A 17,686-nucleotide genomic window follows, 5' to 3' on the forward strand; every position below is an offset into this window, starting at 1 on the left:
AAAAGAAGCAAAAAGACTTCGTTAGTTTGATGGCGCCTGGAAGGTAAGGTGCTGCCTTAACCCCCGAGACATCACATATAAGACAGAAATTTTTTGGTTCTTTTTTATAAAAAAGAACAAAGACGCTTCGCCTATTTTCCTGCCCAATGCACCAGGCGCTTCTCAGCCACCAGAAACAGCAGGTTCAGCGAATACCCCAGTGCGCCCGCGATGAAGATCACCCCATACATCAGCCCGGTCTCGAATAGCGTCTGCGCCACGATCACGCGCTGGCCCAGCCCGTCCGTGCTGCCGATGAACATTTCCGCGACCACGACGATGACGAGGGCCAGCGAGATGCCGCTGCGCATGCCGACCAGGATCTGCGGCATCGCCTCCCACAGCATCACATCCCACAGGATGCGGCCCTCTGAGGCGCCCATGACGCGCGCGGCCAGCACGCGGGTGCGGCGGGCGTTCATCACGCCATAGGCGGCGTTGAACAGGATCACCAGCGCGGCGCCGAAGGCGGCCACCGCGATCTTGGTGCCCTCACCCACGCCGAACAGGATCAGGAACAGCGGGAACAGCGCGGAGGCAGGGGTGGAGCGGAAGAAGTCCACCACGAACTCGACGGCGCGGTAGATGCGCTCCCGCGCGCCAAGGGCCACGCCGAGCGGCACGCCGATCGCGGTCGCGATCAGGAAGGCCTGGATGGTGCGCCAGATGGTGCGCCAGGTGTCGAACAGCAGCGGGCCGTTGCGGAAGCCGTCGATGGTGTCGCGCAGGGTCTCGGCGGGGCTGGGCAGCAGCACGGGGTCGGCCACCTTCAGCAGCACGGCCACCCACCAGAACACGATGAAGCCCAGCGCGCCGAAAATGGGGGGAAGGATCGCCCTCATGCCACGGCGACCGAGGCGGTGAAGACATCGAGCGCGCGCTTCTTCAGCGCGACGAAGGCGGGGTCGCTCAGGGTGTCGGGCGTGCGGGGCCAGGGCAGGGGCACGGGCATGTCATCCGCGATGGTGGTGGGGCGGCGGGTCAGCATCAGCACGCGGTCGGCCAGCGCGATGCTTTCCTCCAGGTCATGGCTGACCAGGATGGTGGTGATGGACAGGCGCTTCAGCACCTCCTGCAACAAGGTGCGCAGGGAGAGGGTGGTCTCGTAGTCCAGCGCGGAGAAGGGTTCGTCGAGGAACAGCACCTCCGGCTGCACGGCCAGCGCGCGCATGATGGAGGCGAGCTGCTGCTGCCCGCCCGAGAGCTCATACGGGTAGCGGTTGAGGTCGAAGCGGACGCGGAATTCGGCCTTCAGGTGATCCAGCCGCGCCTCGATGTCGCGCCTGGCCATGCCCTTGCGGCGCATCGGGTAGCGGATGTTGTCGGCGGTGGTCATCCAGGGGAAGGACGCCTCGCGGTAGTTCTGGAACACGTAGCCGATGCCGGCCTCACGCGCCGTGCGGCCGTCGAACAGGATGGTCCCGCCATCCACCGGCATCAACCCGGCGGCCATGTTGATCAGGGTGGATTTGCCGCAGCCGTTGGGGCCGAAGATGGCCAGGATCTCGCCCTGGCGCACGTCCAGGTCGAAGCCCGAATAGACCGGCTGCCCGCCGAAGGCCTTTTGCAGGCCCCGGACGGATAGGGCGGGCCTAGAGGGCACGGATGAAGCTCTCGATATCGACGTTCTGGCGCACCACGCCCTGGCGCACGGCGAAGTCCACGAAGCGCTGCATGTCCTGCCGGTCCGACGCGGTGAAGTTCTTGATGAGGACGTAGGCCAGCAGGGGCACATGCTCGGCGAGCGGCGCGGGCACGTTGATGTGGCTGGTCAGGTACTGGCGCGTGGTGGGGTCGGTGCGGATCAGGGTGATCGCTTCCTCCCACGCCAGCGCGAAGCGGCGGGCGACGTCGGGCTTCTGGTCGAGGAAACGCTGGGTGAAGCCGGTGCCGGCGGCAAACGCCTTACCCTCCGGCCGGCCCAGGATGTATTTGGCGATGACGCCGGTTTCCAGGCGGCGGAACACGCCCGCGCGCTCACCCACCGTGGCGACGGGTTCCAGCGTATAGGCGGCGTCGAACTGGCCCGACTGCACGGCGCCGACATGCACGCCCATGGGCTGTTCCGTCAGCGTGTAGTCGGCCGGCGCCAGGCCGGCACCCGCCAGGCAGCCGCGGGCCGCGGCCATGTTGGCGGGGCCTGGCGCGCAGGCGATGCGCGCGCCCTTGAGGTCGGCCACGGTCCGTGCGGTGCTGTTCGGGCGCACCACGAACTGCTCCATCACGTTCTCGGAATTCTGCCCCACCATGGAGAAGAACACCGCGCTGCCGGGGCGCCGCGCGTTGATGTTCGCGGCCTCCAGCGTCACCAGGTTCGAGGTGCCGTCCGCCTCGCCCGAGACCATGGCCTGCACGATCAGCACCGGGGTCTGCAGCGTCTGCGTCACGCATTCGATGCCGTGCCTGGCGAAGATCCCGCGCTCGATCGCGGTGTAGTAGGGCAGCACGGAGGTGACGTTGAACAGCGCGATGCGCACGCGGTCCAGCGTCTGGGCGCGCAGTACCGTTGGCGCGAGCAGGCTCGCACCCAGAAGGGCTCGGCGGTGCATGGTGGCTTCTCCTACAAGGCGCGGATGAAGGTGGAGGTGTCGATGGCCCCGCGCAGCACGCCCTGCTGCACGGCGATGTCGACGAAGCGTTGCAGGTCCTGCCGGTCCTGCGGGGTCATGTCCTTGACCATGGTGTAGGCCAGCAGCGGCACGCTGGCCGCGAGGTCGGCCGGCGTGTTCAGGTGGCTCGTCAGATAGGACAGGGTGGTGGGGTCGGTGCGGATGGCGGCCAGCGCCTCGGCCCAGGCGGTGGCGAAGCGGGCGGCCACGGCGGGCTTTTCCGCCAGGTACTTGCCGGAGAAACCGGCGCCCGCCGCGAAGGCCTTGGCGTCCTTGCGGCCCAGCAGATGGGTGGAGATGACGCCGGCCTCCAGCAGGCGGAAGGCGCCGGCGCGCTGGCCCACCGTGCCCACCGGTTCCAGCGTATAGGCGGCGTCGAACTGGCCCGACTGCACGGCGCCGATATGCACGCCCATGGGCTGTTCGGTCAGGGTGTAGTCATTCGGGCCGAGGCCCGCGGCCGCCAGAACCCCGCGGGCCGCGGCCATGTTGGCGGGGCCGGGCGCGGAGGCGATGCGCGCGCCGCGGAGGTCCGTCAGGCTGCGCCGCGCGCTGTCGGGGCGGACGACGAATTGTTCCATCCGGAACTGCTCGTTCTGCCCGTTCAGCGCGAAGTAGATGACGCTGTTGGCGCGCCGCTGGTTGATGTTGGCGGCTTCCAGCGTGACCAGGTTGGAACAGGCATCGGCCTCATTCGCGACCAGCGCCTGCACGATCAGCGGGTGGGTCTGCAGCGGGATGGTCGTGATCTCGATGCCCTGGCGGGCGAACATCCCGCGCTCCCGCGCGACATAGAAGGGCAGCGCCGAGGTCACGTCGAACACGGCCACGCGCACGCGCTCCGTCGCCTGGGCGCGGGCGACGGCCGGCGTGGCGAGGGCAGAGGCAAGCAGGGCACGGCGCTGCATGGGCGGCTCCTTCAGCTGAGCTTGGGGTAGGTGGCGGGGTCGAAGAAGGAGCTGCCGGCGATGTAGCGGCGGCCGTCGCTCATGTCGGGGGGCGCGCCGGTCTCGGTGCTGCCGTCGAAGGTCAGCTCACACTGAACGCCGGAGGGGTCGTAGACGAACAGCTGCCAGAGGGTGGTGCCGGGCACCAGGAACTCCCGCCAGTCCAGCCCCGAGGCGCGGAAGCGCGCGATGAAGGCGTGATAGCCGCGGCAGGCGAGGGAGACATGGTCGATGGCCGCCGTGCCGCTGGGGGCCACGCCCTCGGCACCCAGGGCCGGGCCGCCGGCGTAGATGTGCATGATGGCCTGCCCGCCCGGCAGCGGCACGCCGAGCCAGGCGCCGGGGTAGCCGAAATCGGGGCGGAACACCTTCGCCAGCCCCATCACCCGGCAATAGAAATGCTCGGTGGCGGCCAGGTCATTGGTCTTGATGGCCACATGGAACAGGCCGGCGACGAGAGGGGGCGTGCTGTCACTCATGCCCCTGAGTGCAGCGCCGAAGGGGCGGGGGCATCAACAGGATTTTTGCCCCGGGTGAAGGTGAAACGCGGCGCGCGGGCGATATGCTGCCCAAACGCGCGCCGCCTGCTGCCCCTTTGGGCTATTTCTTGAGTGGGACTAAACGCGACATGCGGCGGGGGTTCAATTCCGCAGTCAGGATCACGCCGTCGGGCGTGATGCAGATGCCGTGCGCGCCGTTCAGCACCGCGCGGCCCCGGCCGAGCAGCACGCCCTCAGGCGTATACAGCGACAGGCGCGGCACCTGGTCGGAGATCAGCAGGTTGCCGTTGGCGTCACCCCAGATGTCCATCGGCTTGAACACATCGGTGATGCTGTGCAGCCAGGCGCCGTCGGGGCTGAAGATCTGCACGCGGTTGTTGTCGCGGTCTGCCACCGCCACGCGGCCGTCGGCCAGCACCCAGACCGCGTGCGGCGCGATGAACTGCCCGTTGCCGGTGCCGCTTTCGCCCCACCAGCGGATGGGCGTTCCGCCCGAGGAGAACACATGCACCTTATGGCCGGCATAGCCGTCGGCCACATAGATGTCCCCGTTGGGCGCGAAGCCGACATCGCAGGGGGAGTTGAAGGGCTCACCGGCATAGTGGCGGCGGCCGATGCGGCCCTGTTCGCGGCCATGCCGGTCGAAGGCGATGATCTGGTGCGCGTCGCGGTCCACCACATGCACGATGCCGTCGGGCGAGACGCCCAGCATGTGGCCGTCCGCCACCTCCTTGTGGCCGAACTCGCCTTCGCGGCGGCCGTCCGGGGAGAGCACGATGACGGCAGGCCCCTCGGGGTCCTTGTAGGCATCGGCGCGCAGCAGCACGAAGATGCGGCCGTCCTTGTCGCAGGCGACATCGGAAATGCCCCCGGGGCCGGCGGTGTCGCCCCAGTCGCGCTGGATTTCGTAGCGCTGGTGGCCCAGCGTGATGAAGAGGGTGTGTCGGGTCATGCCCGGGGAGTGTGGCACGCGGGGCGCTGTCGTGTCAGGTTCCCTGTGTGCACGGAATCATCGGTCATCAACGCTCTGCCGGGCGGCTGGAACTGTCCTGGGGGGCGAAGGGGCTGCGGGGCCTGTACCAGCAGGCGCCGCTGCGCGCGCTGTTCCCGCACCCCGACACGGATGAGCCCGCGACCGCCGCCCTGGTGAATGTGGCCGGGGGGCTCGCGGGCGGCGACAGCCTGGACAGCGAGATCACGCTCGGCGCCGGGTCGCGGCTGACCATCACCACCCCGGCGGCCGAGAAGGTCTATCGCACCCTGGGCCCCGCGACGCGCATCGGGGCCACCGTGCGGGTGGGCGCCGGCGCCCGGCTGGAATGGCTGCCGCAGGAGGTGATCCTGTTCGACAACGCGCATCTGGAACGCCGGCAGGATTTCAGCCTGGCTGAAGGTGCCGAACTGCTGCTGGCGGAAATGCTGGTGTTCGGCCGCAGCGCGCGCGGCGAGGTGTTCCGCCAGGGCCAGGTGCTGGACACCTGGCGCCTGCGCGGGCCCGACGGGCTGCTGTGGGCCGACGCGCTGGCGATGGGTGCGGTGGAACTGGCCGACCCGTTCCGCTTCGGCGCCGCGCAGGCCATGGCCACGGTGCTGCTGGCCATGCCGGGGGCTGAGGCCCACCTGCCGGTGCTGCGTGAGATCGGCGCCGCGACAGTGCCGCGCGCGGGACTGCTGCTGGGCCGCGCGCTAGGCGAGGTGGGCGCCGTGCGGGATTTCGTGGCGCGGGCCGTGGTGGGGCTGCGGGCGGCGGCGTTCGGGCTGCCGGGGGTGCTGCCGAGGCTGTGGCGGTGCTGAACGGGGGCCTTGCCCCCGGGCCCCCGCGCAGGGGCTCTGCCCCTGCACCCCGCCAAAGGCCGAGAGGCCTTTGGAAACCGGGAGCTGAAAGTTTGAGGAAGGGGCTTCGTGGGCGCTCTGGGCCAGGAGCGTGCGTCGTGCCCCTTCCCCACACTTTCAGATAACAGATGGGGGTCCAGGGGGCAGCGCCCCCTGGTCGGGTCCGGGGCAAAGCCCCGCCCTACGCCATCGCCCCGCGCGCGGCCACTGGCCACAGGCATTCCACCCGGCCTTTCCGCACGCCGACGTACCAGTCGTAGCGGTCCACGGTCGGGTCGCAGTGCCCCGGCGTCAGGCGCAGCTTCTCGCCCAGTTCGGGGCGGCTGCCGTCGCGCACTTCCAGCTTGCCGTGCTCGTCGGAGGCCCCGACATAGGCCAGCCCCGGCCGGTCCCACACCAGCGGCATGCCGCTGTCGATGGACACCGCCTTGTGGCCCGCATCCAGCACCGCGACCCCGCTGGTGGCCGTGCTCATCACGGTGGAGAGCACGAACAGCGCCTGCTTGAACGGGGGCGCGTCCTCATTGCGGGCGTAGTCAGCGTCCATGAAGGCGTAGGAGCCGGCCTGGATCTCGGTGTAGACGCCGCTCGCGGCCTCATGCCGGAAGGTGCCGGTACCGGCGCCGCCCACGATCGGGCAGGCCAGCCCGCGCTGGCGCAGCTGCTCCACCGTGCGGCGGCTGGCGTCGATGGCGCCGCCGATGGCCGCCGCGCGCTCCTCCGGAGAGCGGATGTGCTGGGCGCGGCCGTGATAGGCCTGCAGGCCGCCGAAGATCAGGTGCTTCGACGCCGCGATGCGCTCGGCCAGGGCCACGGCGGGGGGGCCGGAGGCGACGCCGGCGCGGCCCATGCCCACGTCGATCTCGACCAGCACCTTCATGCGGCGGCCACCGGCGGCGGCTGCTTCCTCGATGGCGACGATCTGGCGCTCGTCATCGACGCACAGCCCGACCTCCGCGATGCCGGCCAGCGCCACCAGGCGGGCCAGCTTGCGGGCGCCCACGACCTCGTTGGTCACCAGCACGTCGTGGATGCCGCCCCAGGCGAGGATCTCGGCCTCGGCGACCTTCTGGACGCATTGGCCGACCGCGCCGCGCGCGATCTGCTGCTTGGCCACCACCGGGGATTTGTGGGTCTTGGCATGGGCGCGCAGCTTCGTGCCAGTGGGTGCCAGGGCGGCGGCCATGGCGTCCAGATTGGCCTCGAAGGCGTCCAGGTCCAGCACCAGGGCAGGGGTATCGATTTCCTGCTCGTGCATGCCGGGTTCAGCGGGCGGTGGCTGCATCGCAACTCTCCTCAAGATGCGGCAAACTGCACCGATGTCGTCCAGCGATCCAGAGGTGGTCATCATTGGCGCGGGTGCCGCGGGCATCGCCGCCGCCCGTGCCCTGCGCAGCCAGGGCAGAAGCTGCCTGGTGCTGGAGGGCGGGCCGCGCGTGGGCGGGCGCGCGCACAGCTGCGCCACGCTGGGTTCCCCGCTGGACCACGGTGCCACCTGGCTGCACGCCGCCGACCGCAACCCGCTGACGCGCTTCGCCACGGCGGCCAAGAACCATGACGAGGTGCGGGAACGCCATGTGCGCGTGGGCGAACGCTGGGCGGAACCCGCCGAGCTGGCCGCCATCTCCGCCGCCGAGGAGAGGTTCGACGCGGCGTTGGAAGCCGCGCGCGCCGGGCCGGACCGCGCCGTGTCCGAGGTCGCACCCCGTGGCGGCCCGTGGGATGCGACCGTCACCCACTGGCTCTGCACCCAGATCCAGGCGCGGGAGGCCGAATACCTCTCGGCCCATGACCAGTTCGACAATGGGCTGGAGGGGCCGAACCTGCTGCTGCCCGGCGGCATCGGCGCGCTGGTGGCGGAGCTCGCGCGCGACCTGCCCATCCGGCTGAACGCGCGCGTCACCGGCATCGACTGGTCCGGGCCGGGCGTGGTGGTGCGCGGCGAATTCGGCACGGTGCGGGCGCAGCGGGCGATCGTGACGGTCTCGACCGGCGTGCTGGCGGCGGGGGGCATCCGCTTCACCCCCGCGCTGCCGCCGGCCTACCAGCAGGCCATCCACGGCCTGCCCATGGCGCTGCTGACGAAATTCGCCTTCCGCTGTGCATCCTCCCTTGGGGGCCGCATGGGCATCGAGCCCTTCCACACCGTGCGCCGCGCGCCGCAGCCGGGGCATGAGCCGCCGATGGGCTTCATCATGTGGCCGTTCGGGCGCGACCACCTGTTCGGTTTCGTGGGGGGCGAGGCGGCCTGGGCGCTCTCTCGCCAGCCACCCGCCGAGACGCTGCGCGTGGCGCGGGCGGAGCTGGAAGGCATGCTGGGGCCCATGCCGTTGGGCCAGGCGCTGGTGACCGATTGGGGGACGGACCCGCTGTTCCTGGGCAGCTACAGCCAGGCCCTGCCGGGCATGGCCGGGGCGCGGGCCGTGCTGCGGGAACCGCTGGGGGCCCTGCGCTTCGCGGGGGAGGCCACGTCGCTCGGCCTGGCCGGCACCATCGGGGGGGCGTGGGCCGAGGGCGAGGCCGCCGTCGCTTAGGGCAGCAGGATGGTGCTGCCCGTCGTCTTCCGCGCCTCCAGGTCGCTATGCGCCTGGCCGGCATCCTTCAGCGCATAGCGCTGGTTGATGTTGATCTTCACCGCACCCTTGGCCACCACGTCGAACAGCGAGGTCGCGCAATGCACCAGGTCCTCACGCGAGGCGGTGTAGGTGTTCATCGTGGGCCGGGTGACATACAGGCTGCCCTTGGCGGACAGGATGCCCAGGTCCACGCCCGTGACGGGGCCCGAGGCATTGCCGAAGCTGACCATGGTGCCGCGCGGCGCCAGGCAGTCCAGGCTGGCCATGAAGGTGTCACGGCCGATGCTGTCATAGACGACGGGCACGCCGGCACCGCCCGTGATCTTCTTCACCGCCGCCGGCAGGTCCTCATGCGCCAGCACGATGTGGTCGGCGCCGAAGGACTTGGCCAGCTCCGCCTTCTCGGGCGTAGAGACGGTGCCGATGACGGTGGCGCCCAGATACTTGGCCCATTGCAGCAGAATGAGGCCCACGCCGCCGGCCGCGGCATGCAGCACGATGGTCTGGCCGGCCTTCACCGGGAAGCAGCTGTTGATCAGGAACTGCGCCGTCATGCCCTGCAGCATCATGGCGGCGGCGGTGTCGGCGGAGATGCTGTCGGGCAGCTTCACCAGGCGGTCGGCCTTGATGCAGCGCATCTCGGCATAGGCGCCGATGGGGCCGGAGGCATAGGCCACGCGGTCGCCCACGGCCACATCAGTCACGCCGGCACCCACGGCGTCCACCACGCCCGCACCTTCCATGCCGATGATGGCGGGCAGCTGCGGCACCTTGTACAGGCCGTTGCGGAAATAGACGTCGATGTAGTTCAGGCCGACGGCCTCATGCTTCACCCGCGCCTCGCCGGGTTTCGGCTCGGGCTTGGGCAGCTCCTCCCACTTCATCACCTCGGGGCCGCCATATTCGTGGATGCGGATGGCATAGGTCATGTCAGGAGATCCCGGGTTTCGAGGTCGAGAAGGAATTGCTTGGTGGCCGGCCCGTCGAGGCCGGAATAGCCACCCAGCGAACCATCCGCCGCCACGCAGCGGTGGCAAGGGATGATGATGGGAATGGGGTTGCGCCCGTTGGCGCCACCGATGGCGCGCGGGCCGGAGCCCAGCAACCGCGCCAGGTCTGCATAGCTGCGTCGGGCGCCGTAGGGAATATCAGAAAGCGCGGCCCAGACGCGGCGCTGGAACGGCGTGCCATAGGGGTTCAGCGGCAGGTCGAAGCCCTGGGTGCCGCCGTCGAAATAGTCGTTCAGCTGGTCACGGGCGCGCAGCAGCAGCGGGGTGGGGGATTGATCCTCCACCCGCCCCCAGTCGAGCGAGACGATAGCCCCCTCATCCTCGGATACGGTGATGTCCCCGAGGGGGGTGAGCAGCGAGAGTTGCGCCATTGTTGCCCGGATTCCAGACGGTGATGCAGCACCGGCTGGGGTGTGGCGTCAAGCGGGGGCTTGCAGAGCGGCGGCATCCGTCACCGGCAGGCCACACCTGCCGGCGCGGCAGATATAGGCGGCGGGCGCGCCGTCCTGCATGGGCTTGCCATGCGCCGGGTGGCCCGGCGGCAGGGCGTCGGGCGTGGGGGCGCACAGCACCAGCACCGCCGGGTCCGGCAGGGTCAGCGCCGCCTGGCGCAGGGCGAGGGCACCGGGGTGTTCCGGCGGGCCGGCGATGACCACGGTCGCGCCGCGCTCCAGCAGGTCGGCGGCTGCCAGCAGGCTGGGCATGGCCGCGAGCCCTGCCTCCAGCCCCGAGAAGGCGCCGATCGTGCCTTCGGCCACGCTGCGCCAATGCTCGTCGGCGGTGGCGTGGTACAGCAGGGCCGCGACCTCGGCGGCGATGCCGTTGCCGGCGGGGGTGGCGTTGTCGCCGGCGGTGAAGCCGCGCACCAGCACGTCCGTGGCGGTGGTGGGGCTGGTGAAAAAACCGCCCTCGGGTGCGGCGAAATCGGCTTCCAGCACGCGCATCCAGGCGATGGCCTGGTCCAGCAGGGCCGGGTCGCCCCGGTGCTGGAACAGCGCCAGCGCGGCACGGGCCATCTGGGCGTAGTCCTCCAGCAGGCCGGGTGCGCTGGGGCGGCCCAGGCGCCAGGCATGGTGCAGCCGGTGGTCCGGGCCCTGCATCGTGGTCGTGACGAAGCGGAAGGCCGCCTCGGCCAGGTCCAGCCATTCCGGGTGGCCGAACACGGCGCTGGCCCTGGCCAGCCCCGCGATCATCATGCCGTTCCAGTCGGCCAGGATCTTGTCGTCGCGCGCGGGACGGATGCGGGGCGCGCGGGCGGCCAGCAGCTTGCCGCGCAGGCCGGCCAGCCGGGCTTCGCCGGCCTCATCCAGGCGGCGGCCCTTGCTGCGGTTCAGGATGTTGTGGTGTTCCCAGTTGCCGTCGGCCGTCACGTCGTAATGCTCGGCGAAGAAGGCGGCGTCGGCACCGAGGACGGCCTCGATCTCGGCCAGGGACCAGACGTAGAACTTGCCCTCGACGCCCTCGCTGTCGGCGTCCTCGGCGGCGGCGAAGGCGCGGCCCTCGGCCAGCATGTCGCGGGCGAGCCAGCCCACGATGCCCTCGGCGGCCTCCCGCCACAGGGGCTCGGCGCGGCGGGCCTGTGCCAGGGCGAACAGCTCCAGCAGCTGGCCGTTGTCGTAGAGCATCTTCTCGAAGTGCGGGACGAGCCAATGCTCATCGACGGCATAGCGCGCGAAGCCGCCGCCCAGATGGTCATGGATGCCGCCGAGCGCCATCCGGCGCAGCATCAGCTCCGCCGCGCCGACATGCCCGCCCACCTGCCACAGATAGCGGTAGATCGGCGGATTGGGGAATTTGGGGGCGCCCTGGAAGCCGCCCTCGACCGGGTCCTGCGACTTCAGCAGCTGGCGGGCGACCGCGTCATGCGCGGCGGGGCCGGGCAGCGGGCCGGGGTTGGCGGCGGCCATGCGGTCCAGCGCCTGCTTCAGCGCGCGGGTGTTCTGGGCCACCTTGTCGCTGCCCTCGGCCCAGGCCTGGGCGATGCCGCCCAGCACCTGGCGGAAGCTGGGGCGGCCCCAGCGCGGCTCGGGCGGAAAATAGGTGCCGCCCCAGAAGGGCTCGCCGGCGGGCGTCAGGAACATGGTCAGCGGCCAGCCGCCCTGTTCGCCCAGCAGATGCAGGGCGTTCATGTACAGCGCGTCGATGTCCGGCCGCTCCTCGCGGTCCAGCTTGATGCAGATGTAGCGGGCGTTCATCTCGGCCGCCGTGATCTCATCCTCGAAGGATTCATGGGCCATGACATGGCACCAGTGGCAGGCGGCATAGCCCGAGCTGAGCAGGATCGGCTTGTTCTGCGCGCGCGCGGCTTCCAGCGCCTCCGGCCCCCAGGGGCGCCAGTGCACGGGGTTGTCCGCGTGCTGCAGCAGGTATGGCGAGGTTTCCCGCGAGAGAAGATTCATATGCCCTGGCGCCCTTTGGTGCTGCATCCTACATGGCGCCTCTTGAGAGGAATTCCCATGCCCGAGGACCCCCCGCCGTTCTTCGACCACCACGTCTTCGTGTGTACCAACAAGGGCGGCTGCGCGGATGAGGGCTCGAAGAAGCTGGCCAAGCACATGAAGTCCCAGGCGAAGGCGATGGGGCTGAAGCGCGTGCGGGTGAACACGACCGGCTGCATGGGGCGCTGCAAGTTCGGGCCGGTCTTCGCAGTCTATCCGGAAGGCGTCTGGTACAGCCCGCAGGACCGCGACGACGTGGAGGAGATCCTGGCCACTCATCTGCGGGACGGCGGGCGGGTGGAGCGCCTGATGCTGCCGGGGCGCAAGCGTTGAGCGGCACGATCTTCGCGATCGCGAGCGGCGCGGGGCGCGCCGGGGTGGCGGTGATGCGCGTCTCCGGCCCTGAGGCCGGGCAGGCGCTGGCGGCGCTGGCGGGCGGCCTGCCGCGCCCGCGCCATGCGAGCCTTCGCCGCCTGCGCCATCGCGGTGAGGTTCTGGACGAGGCGTTGGTGCTGTGGTTCCCCGCGCCCCACAGCTACACCGGAGAGGACAGCGCGGAGCTGCACCTGCATGGCGGCCCCGCCGTGATCGCGGCGGTGGGCGATGCGCTGGCGATGCTGGGCCTGCGCCCGGCGGAACCCGGCGAGTTCACCCGTCGCGCCTTCACCCACGGCAAGCTGGACCTGACGGCGGCCGAAGGCATCGCGGACCTGATCGCCGCCGAGACCGAGGCCCAGCGCCGCCAGGCCCTGCGCCAGGCCGGCGGCGCGCTCGCGCTGCGCGTGCGCGGCTGGGTGGAGCGGCTGACCGATCTGCTGGCCCGGCAGGAGGCCTTCATCGAGTTCGAGGATGAGGATCTGCCCGAGGGGCTGGATGCCGCCGTGGCCGCCGATGTCGCGGAGCTGCGCGCGGAGCTCGCCGCCGAGATCGCCGGCGCCGCGCGCGCGGAGGCCCTGCGTGAGGGTGTGCGCATCGCCATCCTCGGTGCGCCCAATGCGGGCAAATCCTCCCTGCTCAACGCGCTGGCGGGGCGGGAGGCGGCGATCGTCTCGCCCCAGGCCGGCACGACGCGCGATGTGGTGGAAACCCGGATGGTGATGGCGGGCGTGCCCGTCACCCTTTCGGACACCGCGGGCCTGCGCGAGACCGACGATGTGATCGAGGCCGAGGGCGTGCGGCGGGCCCGCGCGGCCGGTGCCGGGGCCGAGATCGTGCTGGCCGTCTTTGCCGCCGACGCGCCGCCCGATGCGGAGACGCGCGCGCTGGTCGAGGCGGGCGCCCTGGCCGTGGTGAACAAATGCGACGTGGTGCCGCCGATGATGGCGGGCCAGGCGGTCTCGGCCCGCAGCGGCATGGGGCTGGCGCAGCTGCGGGCGGCGCTGGAGGACGCGGTGCGTGCCAGCGCCGGTGTGGCGATGGAGGCCGGGCTGACCCGTCCGCGCCACCGCGCAGCCCTGGCGGACGCGGTCGCCGCGCTCGATACGCTGGAAAACCCGCTGCCCGAGCTGCGCGCCGAGGCACTGCGCGGCGCGCTGGCGGCCATGGGGCGGCTGACCGGCAGGGTCGGCGTGGAAGCGGTGCTGGACCGCGTGTTTTCCGAGTTCTGCATCGGGAAGTGACGCGCTAAACCCCCGCGCATGACCCAGTTCGATGTGATTGTCGTGGGTGGCGGCCATGCCGGCACGGAAGCAGCGGCGACGGCCGCCCGCTGCGGCGCGCGCACCCTGCTTCTGACCCACAAGGCCGAGACGATCGGCGAGATGAGCTGCAACCCGGCCATCGGCGGCATCGGCAAGGGCCATCTGGTGCGCGAGGTCGACGCGCTGGACGGCATCATGGGCCGCGCCGCCGACGCCGCCGGCATCCACTTCAAGCTGCTGAACCGCAGCAAGGGCCCGGCCGTGCGCGGCCCGCGCGCCCAGGCCGACCGCAAGCTGTACCGCGCCGCCGTGCAGGCCCTGCTGGCCGAGACCGCGAACCTGACCATCCGCGCCGAAGGCGCCGAGGACCTGCTGATCGAGGCCGGGCGCGTCGTGGGCGTGGTGGGTGCCTCGGGCACGGCGTTCCGCGCCGGCGCCGTCGTCATCACCACCGGCACCTTCCTGCGCGGCGTGATCCATCTGGGGCGTGAGCGCACGCCCGCCGGCCGCGTGGGCGATGCGCCTTCGGTCGGGCTGGCGCTGGCGCTGGAGAGGTTGGGCCTGCCCATGGCCCGCCTCAAGACCGGCACGCCGCCGCGCCTGGACGGGCGCACCATTGACTGGGCCGCGCTGGAGGCCCAGCCCGGCGATGCCGAGCCCGAGCCGCTGTCCTGGATGACGGCGCGCATCACCAACCCGCAGCTGCATTGCGGCATCACCTGGACCACCGAGGAAACCCACGCGCTGATCCGCGCGAACCTGCAGGAAAGCGCGGTCTATGGTGGGCGCATCTCCGGTGTCGGGCCGCGTTATTGCCCGTCCATCGAGGACAAGGTGGTCCGCTTCGCCGACAAGAACCGCCATCAGATCTTCCTGGAGCCCGAGGGGCTGGACGACCCGACCGTGTATCCGAACGGCATCAGCACCTCCCTGCCCGAGAGCGTCCAGCGCGGCATCATCGCCAGCATGCCGGGCCTGTCCCGCGCGGTGATCATGCGGCCGGGCTATGCCATCGAATACGACCATGTGGACCCGCGCGCCCTGCGCCCCACGCTGGAGCTGCGCGATGTGCCGGGCCTGTTCCTGGCCGGGCAGATCAACGGCACCACGGGTTACGAGGAAGCCGCCGCCCAGGGGATGATGGCGGCCCTCAACGCCGTGCAGCGTGCCGCCGGCACCGAGCCCGACCGCGTGCTGGCGCGCGACGAGGCCTATGCCGGCGTGATGATCGACGACCTGACCCTTCAGGGCGTGTCAGAGCCCTATCGCATGCTGACGGCGCGCAGCGAGTACCGGCTGCGTCTGCGCGCCGACAACGCCATGCTGCGGCTGACGGCCAAGGGCATGGAGTGGGGCTGCGTGGGTCAGGTGCGGGCCGATGCTTTCCGGGGCTTCCAGGCGGCGGTGTCCGACGCCATTGCCCGCGCCCGGGCGGAGGGCGCGACGCCCGCCCAGTACCGCGCGGCCGGCGCGCCCGTGAACCTCGACGGCCGCTGGCGCAGCCTGCTGGATGTGCTGGCCCTGCCGGCGATGCCGGTGGAGGTGGCGGAGACCATGTTCCCCTGGCTGCGTGACCTGGCGCCGCGCGTGCGGGCGCAGGTGGAGTGCGAGGCGCTCTACGGCCCTTACCTGGCGCGGCAGGAGGCCGAGCTGGCCCTACTGCGGCGGGAGGAGGCGCTGGCCATCCCCGACGGCGTGGATTTCGCCGTCATTGCCGGGCTCTCGCGCGAGATGCAGCAGCGCCTTGAGGCGGCCCGGCCCGCCACGCTGGGTGCTGCCTCGCGGTTGGCCGGCGTCACCCCGGCGGCCGTCGCGGCGCTTGCCGTGCATCTGAGGCGCGCGTGATGACCCTGCCGCCTGACGTCGATGTTTCACGTGAAACATCAGACCGGATTGATACCTATCTGGCGCTGCTGGCGCGCTGGAACCAGCGCATCAATCTGGTCGGCCCCCTGCCCGTTTCGCAATGGCGCGCGCGGCATGTCGAGGATTCGTGGCAGCTGCTGGGGCTGCTGCCTGATGATGAGTTGCCGCTGGTCGATCTGGGTTCCGGCGGCGGGCTGCCGGGGCTGATCCTGGCCGCCGCCGTCACCCGCCCGGTGCATCTGGTGGAGTCAGACCAGCGCAAATCCGCCTTCCTGCGAGAGGCCGCGCGGGAGATGGGCATGACCCATGTGACGGTGCACGCCCAGCGCATAGAGGCCGCCGCCCTGCCCCCGGCCGGCACGCTGACCGCCCGCGCCCTGGCGTCGCTCAAGGTGCTGTTGCCGCACGCCCACAGGTTGCTCGCCCCCGGCGGTGTCGCGATCTTTCCGAAGGGCCGCAATGCCGAGGTTGAGTTGACCGAGGCCGCCCCCGGCTGGCACATGTCGGTGGAGCGCTTCGGCAGCCGAACGGACGCCGAGGCCACCATTTTCCGCATCCGGGACATCCACCCTGTCTGACGCCGCGAAACCCCGCATCGTCGCCTTCGCCAACCAGAAGGGCGGCGTGGGCAAGACCACCACGGCGGTGAACCTGGCGGCCGCCCTGGCCGCGCGCCACAAGGTGCTGGTCATCGACCTGGACCCGCAGGGCAATGCCTCCACGGGCCTCGGCATCGACCGCGCGCAGCGCAAGCCCGGCAGCTATGCCATGCTGCTGGACGGCAAGCTGCCGGCCGACTGCATCCGCGCCACCGCCATCCCCAACCTCTCCATCATCCCGGCCGACCCCGATCTGGCCGGCGCCGAGCTGGAACTGGTGGACATCGAGGGCCGCGAGACACGGTTGCGCCAGGCGCTGAAGGGCCTGACCGGCTATGGCTGGGTCATGCTGGATTGCCCGCCGTCGCTGGGCCTGCTGACGCTGAATGCGCTCGTCGCCGCCGACAGCGTGCTGGTGCCGTTGCAGACCGAGTTCTACGCGCTCGAAGGCGTGTCCCAGATCACCCAGACCATCGAGCGCGTGAAGCGCGCGCTGAACCCGGCGCTGGAGCTGGAAGGCATCGCGCTGACCATGTTCGACCGCCGCAACAATCTGGCCGAGGCGGTGTCCGCCGATGTGCGCGCGCATTTCGGCAAGGCCGTGTTCGACACCGCCATCCCGCGCAATGTCCGCGTCTCCGAGGCGCCGTCCCACGGGCTGCCTGTCACCGTCTATGATTTCCGCTCGCCCGGCGCGCAGGCCTATGTGGCGCTGGCTGCCGAGCTGCTGCGCCGCCATCGCCAACGCCTGAAAGCCAACGCCGGATGAGCAAGCCACCCCGTCTGGGCAAGGGCCTTTCCGCCCTGCTCGGCGAAGCCGCCGCCCCCAGCGCCGAGCAAGCCCGCTCCCTGCCCGTCACGGCGCTGGAGCCCAGCCCCTTCCAGGCGCGCGGCCCCATGGACCCCGACGCGCTGGAGGAGCTCGCGGCCTCCATCCGCCAGCACGGCGTGCTGCAGCCTATCCTGGTGCGGCCGAAGCCCGGTGCCGCCGGCACCTACCAGATCATCGGCGGTGAGCGCCGCTGGCGCGCGGCACAGGCCGCCCCCCTGCATGAGGTTCCGGTGGTGATCCGGGATTTCGACGACAGCGCCGCCATGGCCGCGGGCCTGGTCGAGAACCTGCAGCGCGAGGACCTGAACGCGGTCGAGGAAGCCGAGGGCTATGAGCGCCTGACCGGCCAGTTCGGCCTGACGCAGCTTCAGCTCTCCCAGGCGGTGGGCAAGTCGCGTTCGCACATCACCAACACCCTGCGCCTGCTGAACCTGCCGCCCCGTGTGCAGGAGCTGCTGCGCGACGGCGCGCTCTCGGCCGGCCATGCGCGCGCGCTGATCGGCGCGCCGGACCCGATCGCGCTGGCCCTGCATATCGTGGATCGTGGGTTGAACGTGCGCCAGGCAGAGGCGCTGGCCACCCGCCCGGGCCTGCCGGGCAAGCCCGCGCCGAAGCCCGAAAGCCCCGAGATCAAGGCGCTGGAGAATGACCTGTCGCGCCATCTGGGCCTGCAGGTCAGCATCGCGCATGGCGGGCGCGGCGGCACGCTGACCATCAAGTACAAGGACCTGGACCAGCTGGATGGCGTGCTGGCCCTGCTGACGGGGAAGATGGCGTAGTCTTCCCCGCCGCCCTCG

At 70.8% G+C, this 17,686-nt stretch carries 18 protein-coding genes; 8 read left to right on the forward strand and 10 right to left on the reverse strand.

What is annotated here, in order from left to right:
• Nucleotides 1–131: 131 nt before the first annotated feature.
• From EOD42_RS05155 to EOD42_RS05180, 6 genes are all read right to left on the reverse strand, one after another.
• A complete protein-coding gene (locus EOD42_RS05155) occupies nt 132–881 on the reverse strand; it encodes an ABC transporter permease (RefSeq protein ID WP_206020239.1) in 750 nt (249 codons plus the stop codon).
• Nucleotides 878–1,642: an ABC transporter ATP-binding protein gene (locus EOD42_RS05160; protein ID WP_206020240.1), complete on the reverse strand. Its 765-nt coding sequence runs from the start codon at nt 1,640–1,642 to the stop codon at nt 878–880. Before EOD42_RS05160 ends, EOD42_RS05155 begins: the two co-directional genes overlap by 4 nt.
• Nucleotides 1,632–2,588 carry an ABC transporter substrate-binding protein gene (locus EOD42_RS05165; RefSeq protein WP_127786373.1) on the reverse strand — a complete coding sequence of 319 codons (957 nt, stop codon included), beginning with the start codon at nt 2,586–2,588 and terminating at the stop codon, nt 1,632–1,634. Before EOD42_RS05165 ends, EOD42_RS05160 begins: the two co-directional genes overlap by 11 nt.
• Before the next feature lie 11 nt (nt 2,589–2,599).
• On the reverse strand, nt 2,600–3,556 hold the full coding sequence (locus EOD42_RS05170; RefSeq protein ID WP_127786374.1) for an ABC transporter substrate-binding protein: 957 nt from the start codon (nt 3,554–3,556) through the stop codon (nt 2,600–2,602).
• 11 nt (nt 3,557–3,567) lie between these two features.
• On the reverse strand, nt 3,568–4,074 hold the full coding sequence (locus EOD42_RS05175; RefSeq protein ID WP_127786375.1) for a VOC family protein: 507 nt from the start codon (nt 4,072–4,074) through the stop codon (nt 3,568–3,570).
• A gap of 121 nt (nt 4,075–4,195) precedes the next feature.
• Nucleotides 4,196–5,047, reverse strand: a complete 852-nt coding sequence (locus EOD42_RS05180) for an NHL repeat-containing protein (protein WP_127786376.1) — start codon at nt 5,045–5,047, stop codon at nt 4,196–4,198.
• Nucleotides 5,048–5,094: 47 nt separating this feature from the next.
• Here EOD42_RS05180 and EOD42_RS05185 point away from each other — a divergent pair, with 47 nt between their 5' ends.
• Nucleotides 5,095–5,889: an urease accessory protein UreD gene (locus EOD42_RS05185; RefSeq protein ID WP_164867791.1), complete on the forward strand. Its 795-nt coding sequence runs from the start codon at nt 5,095–5,097 to the stop codon at nt 5,887–5,889.
• 220 nt (nt 5,890–6,109) lie between these two features.
• On the opposite strand, the gene EOD42_RS05190 is transcribed toward EOD42_RS05185, so the two are convergent.
• Nucleotides 6,110–7,213: a DSD1 family PLP-dependent enzyme gene (locus EOD42_RS05190; RefSeq protein ID WP_240654900.1), complete on the reverse strand. Its 1,104-nt coding sequence runs from the start codon at nt 7,211–7,213 to the stop codon at nt 6,110–6,112.
• 34 nt (nt 7,214–7,247) lie between these two features.
• On the opposite strand from EOD42_RS05190, the gene EOD42_RS05195 reads away from it, so the two are divergent.
• On the forward strand, nt 7,248–8,462 hold the full coding sequence (locus EOD42_RS05195; RefSeq protein WP_164867792.1) for a flavin monoamine oxidase family protein: 1,215 nt from the start codon (nt 7,248–7,250) through the stop codon (nt 8,460–8,462).
• Here the strand turns inward: EOD42_RS05195 and EOD42_RS05200 are convergent.
• The 3 genes from EOD42_RS05200 to EOD42_RS05210 are packed head-to-tail and all read right to left on the reverse strand — an operon-like array spanning nt 8,459 to nt 11,913.
• Nucleotides 8,459–9,433: a quinone oxidoreductase family protein gene (locus EOD42_RS05200; RefSeq protein WP_127786380.1), complete on the reverse strand. Its 975-nt coding sequence runs from the start codon at nt 9,431–9,433 to the stop codon at nt 8,459–8,461. The two genes, EOD42_RS05195 and EOD42_RS05200, sit on opposite strands and share 4 nt — an antisense overlap.
• Nucleotides 9,430–9,885 (reverse strand): methylated-DNA--[protein]-cysteine S-methyltransferase, encoded by a 456-nt coding sequence (locus EOD42_RS05205; protein ID WP_127786381.1) that lies wholly within the window; start codon nt 9,883–9,885, stop codon nt 9,430–9,432. The genes EOD42_RS05200 and EOD42_RS05205 overlap by 4 nt, the downstream gene beginning before the upstream one ends.
• Nucleotides 9,886–9,933: 48 nt before the next feature.
• Nucleotides 9,934–11,913, reverse strand: a complete 1,980-nt coding sequence (locus EOD42_RS05210) for a thioredoxin domain-containing protein (RefSeq protein WP_127786382.1) — start codon at nt 11,911–11,913, stop codon at nt 9,934–9,936.
• Nucleotides 11,914–11,970: 57 nt separating this feature from the next.
• Between EOD42_RS05210 and EOD42_RS05215 the strand changes: the two genes are divergently transcribed.
• The 6 genes from EOD42_RS05215 to EOD42_RS05240 are packed head-to-tail and all read left to right on the forward strand — an operon-like array spanning nt 11,971 to nt 17,668.
• Entirely contained in the window at nt 11,971–12,285 is a 315-nt protein-coding gene (locus EOD42_RS05215; protein WP_127786383.1) for a (2Fe-2S) ferredoxin domain-containing protein, read from the forward strand.
• On the forward strand, nt 12,282–13,571 hold the full coding sequence (gene mnmE, locus EOD42_RS05220; RefSeq protein ID WP_127786384.1) for a tRNA uridine-5-carboxymethylaminomethyl(34) synthesis GTPase MnmE: 1,290 nt from the start codon (nt 12,282–12,284) through the stop codon (nt 13,569–13,571). The genes EOD42_RS05215 and mnmE overlap by 4 nt, the downstream gene beginning before the upstream one ends.
• A gap of 18 nt (nt 13,572–13,589) precedes the next feature.
• Complete coding sequence (gene mnmG, locus EOD42_RS05225; RefSeq protein ID WP_127786385.1) at nt 13,590–15,437, forward strand: tRNA uridine-5-carboxymethylaminomethyl(34) synthesis enzyme MnmG; 1,848 nt, start codon at nt 13,590–13,592, stop codon at nt 15,435–15,437.
• Nucleotides 15,437–16,036: a 16S rRNA (guanine(527)-N(7))-methyltransferase RsmG gene (rsmG, locus tag EOD42_RS05230; RefSeq protein WP_127786386.1), complete on the forward strand. Its 600-nt coding sequence runs from the start codon at nt 15,437–15,439 to the stop codon at nt 16,034–16,036. The genes mnmG and rsmG overlap by 1 nt, the downstream gene beginning before the upstream one ends.
• Nucleotides 16,029–16,826, forward strand: a complete 798-nt coding sequence (locus tag EOD42_RS05235) for a ParA family protein (RefSeq protein ID WP_127786387.1) — start codon at nt 16,029–16,031, stop codon at nt 16,824–16,826. Before rsmG ends, EOD42_RS05235 begins: the two co-directional genes overlap by 8 nt.
• The gene (locus tag EOD42_RS05240; protein ID WP_127786388.1) at nt 16,823–17,668 is read left to right on the forward strand and encodes a ParB/RepB/Spo0J family partition protein; all 846 of its coding nucleotides are present in this window, start codon (nt 16,823–16,825) and stop codon (nt 17,666–17,668) included. The genes EOD42_RS05235 and EOD42_RS05240 overlap by 4 nt, the downstream gene beginning before the upstream one ends.
• Nucleotides 17,669–17,686 lie beyond the last annotated feature (18 nt).

The organism is Rhodovarius crocodyli, assembly GCF_004005855.1.
In the GTDB taxonomy this organism is placed as follows: Bacteria; Pseudomonadota; Alphaproteobacteria; order Acetobacterales; family Acetobacteraceae; genus Rhodovarius; species Rhodovarius crocodyli.